The 15,926-nt window shown below is 70.8% G+C and carries 15 protein-coding genes; 7 read left to right on the forward strand and 8 right to left on the reverse strand.

Features of this window, described 5'->3' with window-relative positions:
• Window positions 1-49: 49 nt before the first annotated feature.
• Entirely contained in the window at window positions 50-1,102 is a 1,053-nt protein-coding gene (locus D3230_RS07720) for a LysR family transcriptional regulator (RefSeq protein WP_202344443.1), read from the forward strand.
• Here D3230_RS07720 and D3230_RS07725 read toward each other — a convergent pair.
• From D3230_RS07725 to D3230_RS07755, 7 genes are all read right to left on the reverse strand, one after another.
• Window positions 1,089-2,186: an alcohol dehydrogenase catalytic domain-containing protein gene (locus D3230_RS07725; protein WP_202344444.1), complete on the reverse strand. Its 1,098-nt coding sequence runs from the start codon at window positions 2,184-2,186 to the stop codon at window positions 1,089-1,091. The genes D3230_RS07720 and D3230_RS07725 overlap by 14 nt on opposite strands.
• Window positions 2,187-2,247: 61 nt before the next feature.
• Window positions 2,248-2,877 (reverse strand): TetR/AcrR family transcriptional regulator, encoded by a 630-nt coding sequence (locus D3230_RS07730; RefSeq protein ID WP_202344445.1) that lies wholly within the window; start codon window positions 2,875-2,877, stop codon window positions 2,248-2,250.
• A 57-nt stretch (window positions 2,878-2,934) separates the two neighbouring features.
• Window positions 2,935-3,612 carry a DNA alkylation repair protein gene (locus D3230_RS07735; protein WP_202344446.1) on the reverse strand — a complete coding sequence of 226 codons (678 nt, stop codon included), beginning with the start codon at window positions 3,610-3,612 and terminating at the stop codon, window positions 2,935-2,937.
• A gap of 2 nt (window positions 3,613-3,614) precedes the next feature.
• Window positions 3,615-4,091: a Fe-S cluster assembly sulfur transfer protein SufU gene (gene sufU, locus D3230_RS07740; RefSeq protein ID WP_202344447.1), complete on the reverse strand. Its 477-nt coding sequence runs from the start codon at window positions 4,089-4,091 to the stop codon at window positions 3,615-3,617.
• On the reverse strand, window positions 4,088-5,395 hold the full coding sequence (locus D3230_RS07745) for an aminotransferase class V-fold PLP-dependent enzyme (protein WP_202344448.1): 1,308 nt from the start codon (window positions 5,393-5,395) through the stop codon (window positions 4,088-4,090). Before D3230_RS07745 ends, sufU begins: the two co-directional genes overlap by 4 nt.
• A 57-nt stretch (window positions 5,396-5,452) precedes the next feature.
• Window positions 5,453-6,715 carry an MFS transporter gene (locus D3230_RS07750; protein WP_202344449.1) on the reverse strand — a complete coding sequence of 421 codons (1,263 nt, stop codon included), beginning with the start codon at window positions 6,713-6,715 and terminating at the stop codon, window positions 5,453-5,455.
• 60 nt (window positions 6,716-6,775) lie between these two features.
• A complete protein-coding gene (locus tag D3230_RS07755; RefSeq protein ID WP_202344450.1) occupies window positions 6,776-7,864 on the reverse strand; it encodes a DsbA family protein in 1,089 nt (362 codons plus the stop codon).
• Window positions 7,865-7,932: 68 nt separating this feature from the next.
• Here D3230_RS07755 and rsmI point away from each other — a divergent pair, with 68 nt between their 5' ends.
• The 6 genes from rsmI (at window position 7,933) to ispG (ending at window position 14,390) form a co-directional block, all read left to right on the forward strand.
• Window positions 7,933-8,799: a 16S rRNA (cytidine(1402)-2'-O)-methyltransferase gene (rsmI, locus tag D3230_RS07760; RefSeq protein ID WP_202344451.1), complete on the forward strand. Its 867-nt coding sequence runs from the start codon at window positions 7,933-7,935 to the stop codon at window positions 8,797-8,799.
• Complete coding sequence (locus tag D3230_RS07765) at window positions 8,796-9,311, forward strand: hypothetical protein (RefSeq protein WP_202344452.1); 516 nt, start codon at window positions 8,796-8,798, stop codon at window positions 9,309-9,311. Before rsmI ends, D3230_RS07765 begins: the two co-directional genes overlap by 4 nt.
• A gap of 111 nt (window positions 9,312-9,422) precedes the next feature.
• Window positions 9,423-10,451, forward strand: a complete 1,029-nt coding sequence (locus D3230_RS07770) for an FKBP-type peptidyl-prolyl cis-trans isomerase (protein ID WP_202344453.1) — start codon at window positions 9,423-9,425, stop codon at window positions 10,449-10,451.
• An 88-nt stretch (window positions 10,452-10,539) separates the two neighbouring features.
• Window positions 10,540-11,625, forward strand: a complete 1,086-nt coding sequence (dxr, locus tag D3230_RS07775) for a 1-deoxy-D-xylulose-5-phosphate reductoisomerase (protein ID WP_202344454.1) — start codon at window positions 10,540-10,542, stop codon at window positions 11,623-11,625.
• A 111-nt stretch (window positions 11,626-11,736) separates the two neighbouring features.
• Complete coding sequence (locus D3230_RS07780) at window positions 11,737-13,170, forward strand: M50 family metallopeptidase (RefSeq protein ID WP_420029025.1); 1,434 nt, start codon at window positions 11,737-11,739, stop codon at window positions 13,168-13,170.
• Between the two features lie 71 nt (window positions 13,171-13,241).
• Window positions 13,242-14,390 carry a flavodoxin-dependent (E)-4-hydroxy-3-methylbut-2-enyl-diphosphate synthase gene (gene ispG, locus D3230_RS07785; protein ID WP_202344456.1) on the forward strand — a complete coding sequence of 383 codons (1,149 nt, stop codon included), beginning with the start codon at window positions 13,242-13,244 and terminating at the stop codon, window positions 14,388-14,390.
• Between the two features lie 77 nt (window positions 14,391-14,467).
• On the opposite strand, the gene D3230_RS07790 is transcribed toward ispG, so the two are convergent.
• Window positions 14,468-15,886: an RNB domain-containing ribonuclease gene (locus tag D3230_RS07790; protein WP_202344457.1), complete on the reverse strand. Its 1,419-nt coding sequence runs from the start codon at window positions 15,884-15,886 to the stop codon at window positions 14,468-14,470.
• Window positions 15,887-15,926 lie beyond the last annotated feature (40 nt).

Here is a 15,926-nt window from a genome sequence, read left to right on the forward strand (position 1 = left end):
TTACTCCAATGAATAGAACTGATCAGGATCATGCGCGTAGGCTATCAATATGAATCTCGATCAGCTCCGCGGTTTCGTTGAGGTCGCCCAGACCGGCCATTTCACGCGGGCCGCCGAGCAGTTGCACCTCGCGCAGCCTTCCCTGAGTCGGCAGATCGCCACCCTGGAACGTGAACTCGGTGTCGGGCTGTTTCACAGGGTGCGCGGCAATGTCGCGCTGACGAGCGCGGGCGAGCGGCTCCTCCCGCTCGCGCGCCGGATGCTCGCGGACGCCGAGACGGCCCGCAGCGAGATGGCCGAGCTGGCGGGCCTGCGGCGCGGGCGAATCCGGCTGGGGGCGACGCCGACGCTGTGCACGAGCCTCGTGGCCGAGGTGATTGCGGAGTTCCACGAGCGGTATCCGGGCGTCGATATTGAGATCCTGGAGCGCGGCTCGCGGACGCTGCTGAGCGCGCTCATGGAGGGGGCGCTGGATCTCGCGCTGATCGTGACGAGCGTCGCCCCGGGAGACGCCCGGGCCGTACTCGAGCGCGAGGCGATTCTGACCGAGCGGCTCGTGGTGGTCTCGGCCGCCGACCGGCCGGACCCGTTCGCGCGGGGCGCGGAAGCGGGCACAGGGAAGACCGGCCCTGATCGTGCGCCCCGGGCGGTGAGCCTCGCCGAGCTCGCCCGGATTCCGCAGATCGCGTTCCCGGAGAACTACGATCTGCGCGTCGCCACGGACGTCGCCTACCGAGCCGCCGGCCTGAGCCCGGAGGTGGCCGTCGAGGGCGTCGAAATGGACGCGGCGCTCCGGTTCGCGGAGCGCGGGATCGGTGTCGCCGTGGTGCCGGCGATGGTCGCGGTGGATCGGCCGCTGCTGCGCACCACCCCGCTGCAGGGATCCGAGCTGACCCGAACGGTGAGCCTCGCGCGCCGCTCGGACATGGCCCCGACCCCGGCGGGGGCGGCGCTGCAGGCGCAGATCCGGGAGGTCGCGGACCGGCTCGCCGCGGCCGGATCCGCCACGGGCGCGCTCGTGTCCCGGGTGACCGGGGTCCCCGGGGACGGGCGGGGACGGCGCCTGAGCGCCGCCCCCGCCCGCTCGGCTAGAACGACGTGATGACGGAGCGGATGACCTCGCCGCGCTTGAGCGCCTCGTAGCCCTCGCTGACCTGATCGATCGAGATCTCCTGCGAGATCAGATCGTCGAGGTTCAGGCGTCCCTGCACGTACATTTCCGCGTACATCGGAATATCGCGTTTCAGGTTGGTCGAGCCCATCTTCACGGTGCGGACTCCCGCCTGGGTGACGAGCGAGGTCGCGTCGGCGGGCATTTCCACGGTGGTACCGGGGCGTGCGATGCCGATCAGGTAGGCGTTCCCGAGCACACCGCGCATGGCGACGGCCTGCGCCTGCGTGGCCGGGAGCCCGATGATCTCGAATGCGTGGTCGACCCCGCCGTTGGTGAGGCGGAGCACCTCAGCGACCGGATCCTGGGAACTGGAGTTGATCGTGTGCGTGGCCCCGAACTTCGCGGCGACGGCGAGCTTGTCATCGCTGATGTCGATCGCGATGATCGTCGTGGCGCCCGCGAGCTGCGCGCCGGAGATCGCGTTCAGGCCGACCCCGCCCGTCCCGATCACCGCGACCGTGTCGCCGACGCGTACCCCGGCGGTGTTGATCGCCGCCCCGGCACCGGTGGAGACCGCGCAGCCGAGCACCGCGGCCTGCGGGAACGGGATCTCCTTCGTGACCACGGCCAGCTGGTTCTCGTGCACGAGGGACCGCTCCGCGAAACCGCCCAGGCCGAGGATCTGGGTGACGTCCGAGCCATCCGTCGCCGTGAGGCGGGCCGGCTCGCCGGCACCGCGGAGCGTGGCGCCCGGGTTCGCGCACGCATAGGTGCGGCCCGAGAGGCACTCGACGCACGCCCCGCAGAACTGGATCAGGCTGGCGACCACGTGGTCGCCGACCGCGATCGTGGTCACGTCCGGACCGATGGCCGCGACGACGCCCGAGATTTCGTGGCCGAGCACGGCGGGGAACACGGTGCGACTCGACGCGCCCTGTTCAAGGTGCAGGTCTGAGGCGCAGAGCCCCGACGCTTTGATATCGACGAGCACCTCGCGACCGATCGGATCGGCGATGTTCACCTCCATCGTCTGGAAACCCGTGCCGACGCCAGTCGTGACTGAAGCCTTCATTGCAGAACCTCTCTTCGGAAATGGTCGGTCGCGGGTGTGCGGCCGGCTCTCTCGCCCGCGCTCAGTGTGCGTCGGGGGAGTCAGGGGTCGCGATCCACGCGGGGAGCATGGCGACGAGGTGATCCACCACTGCCTCGCGGTCCGCGACGATGGCATCGGTGATCCAGGCACTGAGGATCCCGAGCAGGGTGTTGGCGATGCCGATCGCCGCGAGCCGAGCGTCGATCCCGGCGGGGATGCGGCTGAGTTCGGAGCGCAGCAGCGCCTCGATGGTCTCGGCGAAGGCGCGCACGATCGCGACGTAGACGGGGCCCGCTGAGGGCCCCTCGAGCATCGGACGCAGGAGATCGCGCTGCTCCCAGAATGCGTCGGCGAGACGTTCCTGGCCGGCTCGGACGGACGTTGCGGTGCGGCGACCGAGCGCCACCCGCTCCGCCACGACCACCGCACCCAGGCCCTCGAAGATGCGGCGAAGCAGCGTGAGCGCGACCTCGTCGACACCCGCGAAGTGCGTGTAGAACGACGCCCGGCTGATCCCCGCGCTCGCCACGACGTCGCGCACCGATGCGTCGGCGCAGCCGGAGCGGAGTAGCGTGGCGAACCCCGTGACGATCGCCTCGCGGGTCCGCGCGGTGCGCGGGTCGGCGGCGCGGAGGGTCGCCGCGGGGGAAGAAGCTGCGTCAGTGGCCATACGGCCAGCGTAGCTACTTTTTAGACAGGTGTCTAAGAAGTTCTCTCAGGGCGAGACTCAGCCCTGCCGCGCCACCATTTCGGCGATCCAGATTGGCGCGAACGGAGAGGTGCACCCCGGTGGCGTCGGGTAATCGGCGAGCACCTGCAGCCGCTCGCCGATGTCGAGCGCCCGCGCGCGCAGCTCCGGGTGATGGATTCCGATCTGGGCGAGACACTCGTTCATCGCCCACTGCAGCGACTCTGGCGCGTCCCGCATCTCGGCCTCGATCTGATCGAGGAGCGCGGCAAGGTCGAGTCCCTCGGGGCGCTTGATGACGCGCTCGGATGTCAGTGCCCAGCCGGAGCCCGCAAGCTCGGGATCCGCGAACCAGGCCACGCGCAGCTCTTCGGCGTGCGGGCTCTTCTTCACGATGTAGTTCACGAGCCAGTCGCGCACCTTCGGGATCCGAGCGTCGCGGAGCATCGCGTCGAGGTCGGCCGCGGCGTAGTCCCGCGGCCCGCTGATCAGCAGGGCGACGAGCCGCTCCGGCGAGCCGCCCGTCGCCCAGAGCTCGCGCGCCAATTCCGGGTTGCGCTTCAGCTGCTTCGCGACCGCGCGCAGCTTCGTCAGGTTGACGCCGTGATCGTCGCCGTGCCGTTCGTTGATCGCGCGGGCCTTGGGATCCTCCAGCGCGGCGAGGGTCGCGGAGACGTCCGCGGCCGTGCTTCCCGGGTGGAGCGCGGGCGCGGTCACGGCTAGGCTCCGGCCTGCTGGGCGGCGACCTGCTTGAGGTCCGCCTCCAGCGCGACCCAGCCCAGCATCGCGCACTTCACGCGCATCACGAACTTCGCGACGCCCTGCAGTGCGACGGCGTCGCCGAGCAGCTCCTCATCCGGCTCCTCGGTGCCGCGGGCCTGGATCATCTGCCGGAACGCGGCAATCCGCTCCTCAGCCCCGGCCACGGTCAGCTCTTCGTCCCGCACCAGCTGCGACAGGATCGACGCGGAAGCCATCGAGATCGAGCAGCCCTGGCCCTCCCAGGCAAGGTTCGTGATGCGTCCCGTCTCGGGATCCACCGCAATCGCGAGATCGATCTCGTCCCCGCAGCTCGGATTGAACTCGTGATGCGTGGCCGTCAGAGTGCCCGCCGCGGCCTCCAGCTCGCCCTTCCCGATGGGGCGCTTGGAGTGGTCGAGAATAACTTCCTGGTACAGCCCGTCGAGCGCGCTCACGCCGACACCTCCGCTCCAAAGTACCGCTGTGCGCCGCGGAGCGCGTCGAGGAACCGATCGACCTCGTCTGCTGTGGTGGTCAGGTGCACGCTCGCGCGCGTGCTGGACGTGATGCCCAGGGCCCGGTGCAGCGGTTGCGCGCAGTGGTGTCCCACCCGCACGAGCACGCCCTGCTCATCGAGGAACTGACCCACATCGTGCGCGTGAATACCCTCGACCGACACCGCCGTGAGCGCCACCCGCCGCGCCGGATCCGCGGGGCCGAGGAGCCGCAGCCCGGGGTTCTCCGCGATGCCGGCGACGAGCCGCTCCACGAGCTCGTGCTCGCGGGCCGCCGTGCGCGCCATATCGGCCTGCGTGAGGAACGCGACGGCAGCGCCGAGCCCGACGACCTGGGACACGGGCTGCGTGCCCGGCTCGAAGCGCAGCGGTGCCGGCATGAACTGGGCCGACTCCATGGTGACCCGCGTGATCGCGGACCCGCCGGTGCGCGCGGGCGGCAGCGCGTCGAGCATTTCCGGGCGGCCGTAGAGCACGCCGATGCCGTTCGGCCCCAGCATCTTGTGGCCCGAGAAAGCCGCGAAGTCGACGCCGAGCGCCGCGAAGTCGACCGGCATGTGCGGCACGGACTGGCACGCGTCGAGCACGGTGATGGCACCCACGGCGCGGGCGAGTTCCACGAGCTCGGCGACCGGGGCGACGAACCCCGTCGCGTTCGAGACGTGCGCAAACGCGAAGATGCGCGTGCGCGCGTTCAGCGCGGCCCGTGCGTCATCCAGCGTCCACGTGCCGTCCTCGCGCACGGGGATGAACCGGAAGCTGGCCCCGGTCTTCGCGGCGAGCCGCTGCCAGGGGATCAGGTTCGCGTGGTGCTCAGCCTCCGTCACGAGGATCTCGTCGCCCGCGCCGAGTGCGAAGCGCTCGCTCCCCGCCACGCCGAGTCCCGCGTTGGCCTCGCCAATGCCGAGCGCCACGATATTCAGCGCGTCAGTGGCGTTCTCCGCCCACACGATCTGCTCGGGAGCCTCGGCACCCACAAACGCGGCCACGGCGGCACGGGCACCCTCGAACGCCTCGGTTGCCGCACCCACCGCGCCGCTCGTACCGCGGTGCACGGCCGCGTTGGCGGTTTCCAGGAATTGACGCTCCGCGTCGAGCACCACCGCCGGGCGCTGCGAGGTCGCCGCGGAGTCGAGGTACGCCGGGGCACCCTCGCGCTGGTCCTGGGCGGCGAAGTAGGGGAACGCGGCGCGCAGGTCAGCGACCTCGGCCGGAGTGAACGCACGAGCAGACATGGTCTCCATTCTTCCACCGGAACGGGGTTCCGGGGCACGATTCCTGTAACAGTCTGGGGCGCGTGACTATTCCGTGCCTGAACGGGGCCGCCGCCCCCGCCTCGGGGCGCTTTTCCCGGTCAGCCCCCAGTTCACGGCACCCGAGAGCACCGCGAGCACCGCGGCACCGAGCGGGACGACGAGGGCGGCTTCCGTGCTGAGCTGCTCCGCAAGGATCCCGGTGAGGGCGGCGGCGGCCGACTGGCCCACCATCAGGCTGGACCCGAGCATGGTCATCACCGTGGCGGAGCGACCCTCGGGACTGCGATCCGCACCGAAACTGTAGAGGGTGACGAGCAGCGGGCCAACGCCCACGCCCATCACCGCGAGGCTCACGAGCATGAAGGGCAGATCGTGCGCCCACTGCACCAGTACGGTCCCGAGCAGGATGAGCGCGGCGAAGATCGGCCAGCGATAGCGCAGCGTGAACTTCGGCGACAGGAACGCGACCCCGATCGCGAAGATCGCGGATCCGACGCCCATGATGCCGTAGATCAGGCCGGCCTGCTCGGGGGCGCCGCGATCCTGCATGAACGCGGTGAGCGCGGTGAGCATGGAGCCGAAAAACATGCCCACGGAGGCGATGCCGAGCACCGTGATCAGCAGCTGCGGCCGGAACAGCTCCGAGGCGGGGGCAAGCGTCGCGGCGCGCTCGGCGGCGCTCTGCGCGGGCGCACTCGTGTGGTGCAGGGCGAAGGCCGTGACAAACACGAGCGTCAGGATCGCCGCCCCGACGATCGGGGCCCAGGCGCCGAGCGTCGTGGCGAGCGCGCCCACTGCTACCGGACCGAACACGAAGATGACCTCGTCGGCCGCGGACTCGTACGCGAGGAACGAGGAGAGCGCGCGCGGGCGGCGGGCGGGCGGCAGCTCGGTCTTGATGATCGTGACGAGCCGCGAGCGCGACATCGGGGAGGTCTGCGGCACCGAGGCCCCGGTCAGAAACGAACCGAGAAACACGACCCAGATGGGCAGATCACTGAACGCCGCCCAGGCGAGCCCACCGAGGACCACACTGTTGACCGCCCCCATGATCAGGAGCGTGGAGCGTTGCCCGAACCGGTCTGCCGCGGCACCGATCAACGGCCCGAAGCAGGCGACGCCCAGGCCCACCATTGCCGAGTTCAAGCCGCCCAGCTCCACGGAGCCGCGCGCGGACACGACGAGCGTCAGCACCCCGATGACCACCATGGCGTAGGGCAGCCGGGCCACGAGCGCGATGGGGAAATAGAGCGCACCGGTGCGGGAGAGCACGGTGGGCTCCTGGGGAGTGGGCGTCGGATCCTGCATAACCGGCCCAGGCTATCAGGCGCGTGTCCGCGGTGGCGGGCGGGGTGGCTCGGGGCGCCGCTACGAGAGCGCGACGCCCTGCTGGGCGAGGAACGCCCGGAACGCGCGCGCGTCCGCCGGATCTCCCGGGTAGGGCACACCGTTCACCACGACGAGCGGGGTCCCGCTCACCCCGAGACCGGGATCCTTCGCGTGGGGCACCGGGTTCGCGAACACCCACTCCGTGAGCGCCGCCGAGAACGGCACGAACGTGTCTCGGGTGATGCAGGATCGCGTCGCCTCCGGCAGCGGGCCCGTGGCGTCCTCGATCGCCGCCAGCATCGCGGGGGTATCCGGGCCCGGTGCGCTCTCGGACGGCTGGACCGCCGGATCGAGGAGCGCGGCGTTCGCGTCCCACGCGGCCGTGGGGTGCGAGTCCGCGATGCACGCGAGCGCGCCGGCGGCCCGCGACGAGTAGTACGAGTCGGGGGCGACCCGGTCGAGGAACGTGAGCGCGCGGACCTCGACGGCCGCGGCCCCCTGATCCAGCACCGCGTCGAGCGTGTCACCGTTGGCTGCCGCGAAGTGCGCGCAGTACGGGCAGCGGTAGTCCTGATACACCTGGATGAGCGCGGGTGCGCCGAGTTCACGGGCGGGGAGCGGCGCGGGAGCCGCCCCCTCGCGCGGAGCGTCCGAGGGGCGCACGGTGCGCTCGGGGCCGGTGAACACGACCCCACCCGTGGCGAGGTTTCGCGGCCACACCAGGGTCCCCGCGCCCGGCGGGTTCGGGGTCGTGGCGTCGGGCGACGCCTCCGCGCGCGGACCGGCCGCACCGGGCGCCAGGGAGGTGAGGTACGAGCCCACGCTCACGGCGCCGAGGACCAGCGCGAGCACCACCGCGAGCGCGCCGCCCGCGAGCCCCGAGACGGCCGGCACGGCGGGCTGCCGGAGCACCAGGGCGAGCACGCCGACGATGATCGCCGCGATCCCGAGCATCGCCCCGCCGACCGCAAACCCCAGCGAGGTGAGCGGTGCGACGGCGACGGTCACGAGCGCTGCGAGCCCCACCGCCATCGCCGTGATCGCGAGCGCACGGCCACGCGGGGGGCCGCCGGAGGCGGTCTGCGGCGCCGGAACCGACGGCACGGGCGGGAGCAGTGGGTCACTCATGCCTGCCATTCTGGCAGGGCGCACGGTGGGGGCGTCCAGGCGTGGCCTGCGCGGCGTAGCATGGGGACATGATCCTGCTTGCGGCCACGCCCATCGGCAACCTGGGAGACGCGTCCGTGCGGCTCCGTGAGACCTTTGAGCAGGCGACCGTGATCGCGGCCGAAGACACGCGTCACACCGCGCAGCTGCTGCGCCTCCTCGAGATCGACAACCGGCCGGAGCTCATTGCGCTGCACGACCACAACGAGCACGACCGCGCCGCGGCCCTCGTCGAGCGCGCCAGCACGGAAGACGTGGTGCTCGTCAGCGACGCGGGGATGCCGACGGTCTCAGACCCCGGATTCCGGGTGGTGCAGCTTGCCGCCGAGCGCGGCGTCACCGTCAGCGCGATTCCCGGCCCGAGCGCCGTGATCACCGCGCTCGCCGTCGCCGGGCTCCCCACCGATCGGTTCGCCTTCGAGGGATTCCTGCCCCGGAAAGCGGGGGAGCGCGGCCGGGCGCTGTCCGCGCTCGCCACGGAACGCCGCACCCTCGTGTTCTTCGAGGCCCCGAGTCGCCTCGCGGTCACGCTCGCCGATCTCGCAACGGCGTTCGGCGAGTCCCGCCCGGCCGCGGTCTGCCGGGAGCTCACGAAACTCCACGAAGAGGTGCGCCGGGGGCCGCTCGGCGAGCTCGCCGCCTGGGCCGAAGACGGCGTGCGCGGCGAGATCGTGATCGTCGTCGGCGGCGCCCCGGAGACCGAAGTCTCCCCAGAATCGGCCCTCACCGAGGTGCTCCAGCGCGTCGCCGAGGGCGAGCGCCTGAAGGACGCGAGCCGCGCGGTCGCCGAAGCCACCGGGCTCTCCTCCCGCGAACTCTACGCCGCGGCGCTCGCCGCGCGCGCCGCAGGCAGCGGTGCCGGATCCGCCGCCCCCGCAGTGAAGGACACGAAATGACTGCCCCACAGATTTCGCAGCGCCTGCACGTCGGAATCGAGCTCTGGCGGATCGCCCTGCCCGTGCTGTGGTTCGGCATGATCGCCGCGATCTCGTTCATCGAGGCGCCGCTGAAGTTCCAGGCACCCGGCATCACCATCCCGTTGGGCCTCGGGATCGGACGGCTCGTGTTCGCCGCGCTGAACGTGGCGGAGGGGCTGATCCTGCTCGCGTTCACGCTGCTGTCCTTCTGGCCGCTCGCCGCGCGGATCAGCGGGGCCCGGATGTGGATCTGGCTCGCGCTCGCCGGCGTCTACGTGGCGAAGATCACGCTCGTGCGCCCGCCGCTGAATGCGCGCACCGATCAGGTGCTCGACGGGGCGGACCCGGGGCAGTCGATCTGGCACTACGTCTACATTGGCTGCGACGTGGCGACGATGATCCTGCTCGTGTTCGCTGCCGCCGGTGCCGCCGGTGCGCTCCTGCCGCGCCGTGAGGTGCCGAAATCGCGGGGGCGCGCAGCCCGCCGATAGCTTTTTCATGGTTTTCGCCCCGCACTCTCAGCCTGCGGGCAGCGGGATACGGAATACTCGAATCCGATCCACGGCCGCATCGGCCCCGTCGCGTGTAAGGACCCAGACTTCGTGAAACTCTCCCGCACCCTGCTTCCGGCCGCCCTCGCGGGTGCCCTGCTCCTCACCGGCTGCTCCGCCGGCGGCTCTCCCACGAAGGATGAGGCGGGTGCGGACTGTGTCGCCCCCGGTGCCGCGAGCGAGGCCGTGAAGGTGACGGGCTCGACCGGCGTCGATCTGAAGCTCGATGCGAAGACCCCGCTGAAGACCACCGAGTTCGAGCGCTCGGTGCTCACCGAGGGCGAGGGGGGCGTCGTCAAGGAAGGCGACGCGATCTCCGTGAGCATGACCACGTTCAACGGCACGACCGGCGACGAGATGGACCAGCTCCCCGAGAGCCCGGTGCCGTTTGAGAAGGACAAGCTCGTGTCGTGGGCCTACGAGGGCATCCGCTGCGCCGTCCCCGGCCAGCAGATCGCGCTGATCGCCCCGTACGCGGAGATGTTCCAGACCACGGATCCGGAACAGACCGGCTACGAGGGAATGACGAAGGACACCCCGATCGTCATCGTGATGGAGTTCGGCGAGATCAGCGAGGTGCCGAAGGAGCCGGGCACGCTGGCACCCGACGAGCTCTTGAAGAAGGCCGAGGGCAAGGCCCAGGAGGCCCCCGCGGGCTTCCCGACCGTGAAGCTCGACAAGGACGGCGCCCCGACGATCACGATGCCCGAGGGCGAGAAGGCACCCGCGGAGCTCGAGGTCGCAACGCTCATCGAGGGCGACGGCGAGACCGTTGAGCCGGGCGACCGCGTCTACGTCAACTACCGCGGCGTGATCTGGCGCACCGGCGAGGAGTTCGATTCGAGCTGGAAGCGCGGCGAGGCTGCGGCGTTCAAGACCAACGAGGTGATCCCGGGCTTCACGAAGGCGCTCGAGGGTCAGAAGGTCGGCTCGCAGGTGATCTCCGTGGTGCCGCCGAAGGACGGCTACGGCGACAACCTGGAGAGCCAGCTGAAGATGTCGAACCCCGATTTCGATGTGAAGAACGACGACACGCTCGTGTTCGTGCTCGACATCGTCGGAACGGTGCACGCGGAGTAACGATGCCGCGCCGCAGACACCCCGCCGCCCACTTCGGGCGGCGGGGTGTCTGCGTTCCGGCGGGGCGGAGTGCGGCACAATGGTGATCATGAAGCGCATCGTCATCCTCGGGTCCACCGGTTCGATCGGCGAGCAGGCGCTCGATGTGGTGAGGAAACACCCGGGCAAGTTCCAGGTGGTGGGCCTCGTCGCCGGGTCGAACGCCGCGCAGCTCGCCCAGCAGGCGGAAGAGTTCAACGTCGAGCACACCGCGCTCGGTGCCGACGACGCGGTGCGGCTGATCCGCGAGGTGCCCGCAGACGTCGTGCTGAACGGGATCACCGGCTCGGTGGGCCTCGGCCCCACGATCGCCGCGCTCGAAGCGGGCCGCACCCTTGCGCTCGCCAACAAGGAGTCCCTGATCGTGGGCGGCGACCTGGTCACCGGGCTCGCCTCGCCCGGCCAGATCGTGCCCGTCGACTCCGAGCACTCTGCGATCGCGCAGGCGCTGCGGTCCGGCCGCGCCGCCGAGGTGCGCCGCCTCGTGCTGACCGCCTCGGGCGGCCCGTTCCGCGGCCGCAGCCGGGACGAGCTGCGCGCGGTCACGCCGGGGGAGGCGCTCGCACACCCCACCTGGAACATGGGGCCGATGGTCACGACCAACTCGGCCACCCTCATGAACAAGGGACTCGAAGTGATCGAGGCGCACCTGCTGTTCGGGGTCGCGTACAGCGACATCGAGGTCGTCGTGCACCCACAGTCGATCGTGCACTCGATGGTGGAATTCCAGGATGGCTCCACGATCGCGCAGGCCTCCCCGCCCGATATGCGGCTGCCGATCGCGCTCGGCCTGACCTGGCCCGAGCGCCTGCCGAACATCGGTGCCCCGCTCGACTGGCGCACCGCGAGCAGCTGGGACTTCGAACCGCTCGATCACGCGGCGTTCCCCGCGGTGGAGCTCGCGAAGGAGGTCGGCCGTGCGCGCCTCACCTATCCCGCGGTGTACAACGCGGCGAACGAGGAAGCGGTGACCGCGTTCCACGCCGGCCGCATCGGCTTCCTCGACATCGTCGACACCGTGCGCGACGTACTCGAGGCGCACACCGCTCCCGCGCAGCTGACGCTCCCGGCACTCGGCGAGGCGGAGCGATGGGCGCGCGAGCACGCAGCGAAGGTGATCGCGGGCCGCGCGTAGGTGCGCGATCCGGGGTTCCGAGACCGTCGAGTACAGCCGATTCCGGGCCACCCCTCGGCAATCCCACAGCGCCGCCGCGGACGGAGCGACTAGCCTGAAGCGGTGACTGACGTGCTGCTCTACGTGTTCGGGATCCTCATCATCCTGATCGGCCTTGCCGTGTCCATCGGGCTGCACGAGATCGGGCACCTGCTCCCCGCGAAACTGTTCGGCGTCAAAGTGACGCAGTACATGATCGGGTTCGGGAAGACGATCTGGTCCCGGAAGAAGGGCGAGACCGAGTACGGGGTCAAGATGCTGCCGCTCGGCGGCTACGTCGCGATGACCGGGATGTACCCGCCCAAGCAGCCGGGCGAGGCACCTCGGGCCTCCACGACGGGCTTTCTCAACTCCGTGGTGGAGGAGGGCCCGATCCACCCGCGCGCGAAGGACGGGAACACCGCTGAACTCGTGCGCGACGCCGAGCCTGCGGCCGCTGACGCCCCCCGGCGCGGGGTCGCCGGACTCGTGGACGAAGCCCGGCTCGCGAGCGCTGAAACCATTGCCGAGGGCGAAGACCACCGCGCCTTCTACCAGCTCGCGTGGTGGAAACGGGTCATCGTCATGCTCGGCGGCCCGGTGATGAACCTCGTGCTCGCCTTCGTGTTCTTCGGCATCATGCTCGTCGGCTTCGGCCTGCCGCAGTCCAGCACCACGCTCGGTCAGGTGAGCGAGTGCCTGCAGCCCGCCGGGAGCACGGCCACGCAGTGCGCGGCGGAGGATCCGGCAGCGCCCGCAGCGGCCGCGGGTCTCATGCCCGGGGACGAGATCATCTCGGTGAATGGGACCCCGATCGCGGACTGGGACGAATTCCGGGGCCTCGTCGCGGCGAGCCCGGGCATCACCATGCAGCTCGGCATCCTGCGTGACGGGAGCGAACAGCGTGTCTCCCTGACCCCCGAGCCCAACGCTCGGGTGGTCGTCGACGCGCAGGGGCGCGCGGTGACCGACGCCGCGGGGGCGCCCGTCACCGAGGTGGTCGGCATGGTGGGGGCGACCCCCGCGAGCGAGACCGTGCCGCAGCCGCTTTCCGCCGTACCCGGCTTTGTCGGCGACAACGTCGCCCAGGTCGCCCGGGTGATCAGCCAGCTGCCGCAACGCATGGTCGCGACCTGGAACGCCGCGTTCGGCGCGGAGGAGCGGGACCCGAATGGCCCCATGAGCGTGGTCGGCGTGGGACGCCTCGCCGGGGAGATCGTGAGTCTCGACGAGGCCCCCGTGGCCGCCCGTGCCCAGACCGTGATCGGCCTGCTCGGCTCGCTGAACGTGGCGCTGTTCGTGTTCAACCTCCTGCCCCTCATGCCGCTCGACGGCGGCCACGTGCTCGGCGCGTTCTACGAGGCCATGAAGCGCGGTATCGCGAAGCTCCGCGGCAAGCCGGATCCCGGGCCGGTGGACTCCGCAAAGATGGTGCCGATCACCTTCGTCGTGGTGATCGTGTTCGGGGCAATGACGGCGTTGCTCGTCTACGCGGACCTGGTCAAACCGGTGAACTTCTTCGGGTAGCGGGGTCGCTCAGTACGGGCGGCACGCCCCGCCCGGGCGCGTTCGCAGGATCCGCGAGTAGACTGATCGCTGTGGCAGCAGTCAATCTGGGTATTCCCAAGGTCCCCGTAACCCTCGCACCCCGGCGCAAGTCCCGTGAAATCAAGGTCGGATCCGTCACTGTCGGCGGGAAATCGCAGATCTCCGTCCAGTCGATGACCACGACCCCGACGACCGACATCAACGCGACCCTGCAGCAGATCGCGGAGCTCACCGCCTCCGGCTGCGACATCGTGCGCGTCGCGTGCCCGAGCCGTGACGATGCCGAGGCGCTCCCGATCATCGCGAAGAAGAGCCAGATCCCCGTGATCGCGGACATCCACTTCCAGCCGAACTACGTGTACGCCGCGATCGACGCGGGCTGCGCGGCGGTCCGCGTCAACCCGGGCAACATTCGCAAGTTCGACGACCAGGTCGGCGAGATCGCGAAGCGCGCGAAGGCCGCGGGCGTCTCGCTCCGCATCGGCGTGAACGCCGGCTCGCTGGATCCCCGCCTGCTGCAGAAGTACGGCAAGGCCACGCCGGAGGCGCTCGTCGAGAGCGCCGTCTGGGAGGCGTCGCTCTTCGAAGAGCATGATTTCCACGACTTCAAGATCTCCGTGAAGCACAACGACCCGATCGTCATGGTGCAGGCCTACCGTCAGCTCGCCGAGCGCGGCGACTGGCCGCTGCATCTCGGGGTCACCGAGGCCGGCCCCGCGTTCCAGGGCACCATCAAGAGCGCCACCGCGTTCGGGATCCTGCTCTCCGAGGGCATCGGCGACACGATCCGGGTCTCGCTCTCCGCGCCGCCGGTCGAAGAGGTGAAGGTCGGCCTGCAGATCCTGCAGTCCCTGAACCTGCGCGAGCGCAAGCTTGAGATCGTGTCGTGCCCGTCCTGCGGCCGCGCACAGGTCGACGTCTACACGCTCGCCGAGCAGGTCACCAAGGGCCTGGAGGGCATGAGCGTCCCGCTGCGCGTCGCCGTCATGGGCTGCGTCGTGAACGGCCCCGGCGAGGCCCGTGAAGCCGACCTCGGCGTCGCTTCCGGGAATGGCAAGGGGCAGATCTTCGTGAAGGGCGAGGTCATCAAGACCGTGCCCGAGAGCGAGATCGTCGCGACGCTGATCGAGGAAGCGAACCGCATCGCCGCCGAGATGCCAAACTCCGAGACGGGCGCCCCCGAGGTCATCACGGCGTAGCGCCGAAGCGTCGGACCTCTCTGCGGCGGGTCGTGGCCTCCGGGCCTCGGCCCGCTCGCGGTTTCCGCGGGCGAGGCTCAGTCCGCGACGAGCTCGACCGTGCCGGTCGCGATCGTGGCGCTCACCACGCGGACGGTCGCCATCGTGCCGACCGTCAGGCCGTCCGCGGGACACTGCGTGGTGACGGGCGGCTCCACCACCTGCACCCGGGCGCGGGTGCCGCGCACCTCAATGACGACCGCCTCGAGGCGCTCACCGACGCGGTCTCGGAGCAGCGCGGCCTCGACGCGGTCGATCGCCGCGGAACTGAGCTGCGAGGCGCGCTGATTCGAGGCCTGCATGAGCCGCGGGAGCTCCGGGAGACTCGCTCTCGCCCACTCCGGCACGGGGGTGCCGGCGCTGAGCGCGGAGCACACCACGAGCCCCCAGCGGTCGACGAGCCGCCGCAGCGGGGCCGTCACGTGCGCGTAGGGGGCCGCGATGGCCGCCTGGTGGGTTTCCTCGGGCGAGACACCGTCGAACGCGGCGTAGTCGGCACCGCGGAACAGCGCCGCCGCGGCCTGGAGCACCGCGGGGGTGTGCGGCGCGTCGGGGGAGAGGCGGTGCAGGTACTCGCCGTAGCTCAGCTCGGGGTCCCACGGATCGCCGAGCGCGGCAACGCGGCCGCGGAACTCGCGCAGGGCCTCGGGCGCCGGGCTGGGCATCGTGCGCAGGATCCCCACTCCGCCGGCCAGCATGAGCTCGCCGGCCACGATGCCGGTCAGCAGCGACAGTTGCGCGTTCCACTCCTCGACCGGGAGCGGGAACCGCCGTTCGATGCGGTACCCCGCCGCGGACTCGATGATCCGCTCCTCCGGCATGTTCAGGCTCGCGCCGCCGCGCAGCCGCTCCTGCGCCTGACGCAGCCGCCCCACCTCGGGCAGCAGCGACAGCGGTTCGGCGGCGGTGCCCGCGTCGAGGGCGCGCTGTGCGCCGGGGTAGTCGAGCTGGGCGCGGGAGCGGATCAGCGCGCGCTCCAATCGGGTGTCACCGACCGCCCCGGACGCATCAAGCCGGATCGTCCACACGCGGGCTGAACGGTCCTCGCCGGGCAGGAGTGACGCGCGGCCCTCGCTCAGCACGCGGGGGTGCAGCGGGACCGTGCCGTCGGGGAGGTAAAGCGTCTGCCCGCGATCCCGCGCCGCCGCATCGAGTGGCCCCTCCGGGGGGACGTAGCCGGGCACGTCCGCGATCGCGTAGCGCACCAGCCAGCCGGAACCCGCGCGGGCAATGTGGAACGCCTGGTCAAGGTCGCGGGATCCGGGCGGGTCGAGGGTGACAAACGGGATATCGCGCAGATCCAGCTCCGGGACCACCGGGGTCGAGGCCGCGGCCTCGGCCGTCGCCGCCTCGGGAAACCCGTTCGGAACGGAAAACTCGGTGCGGAGCGCAGCGAGCGCTACCGCGAGCTCCCCGTGGGTGGACTGCGGTGCGAATTGGGTGCGCCGTGCCGGCATGGCCTCACCCTATCGGGTAGACCGGCGAGCATGCCTAGAC

Origin of the sequence: Leucobacter chromiireducens subsp. solipictus (assembly GCF_016758195.1) — a bacterium.
Lineage (GTDB): Bacteria > Actinomycetota > Actinomycetes > Actinomycetales > Microbacteriaceae > Leucobacter > Leucobacter solipictus.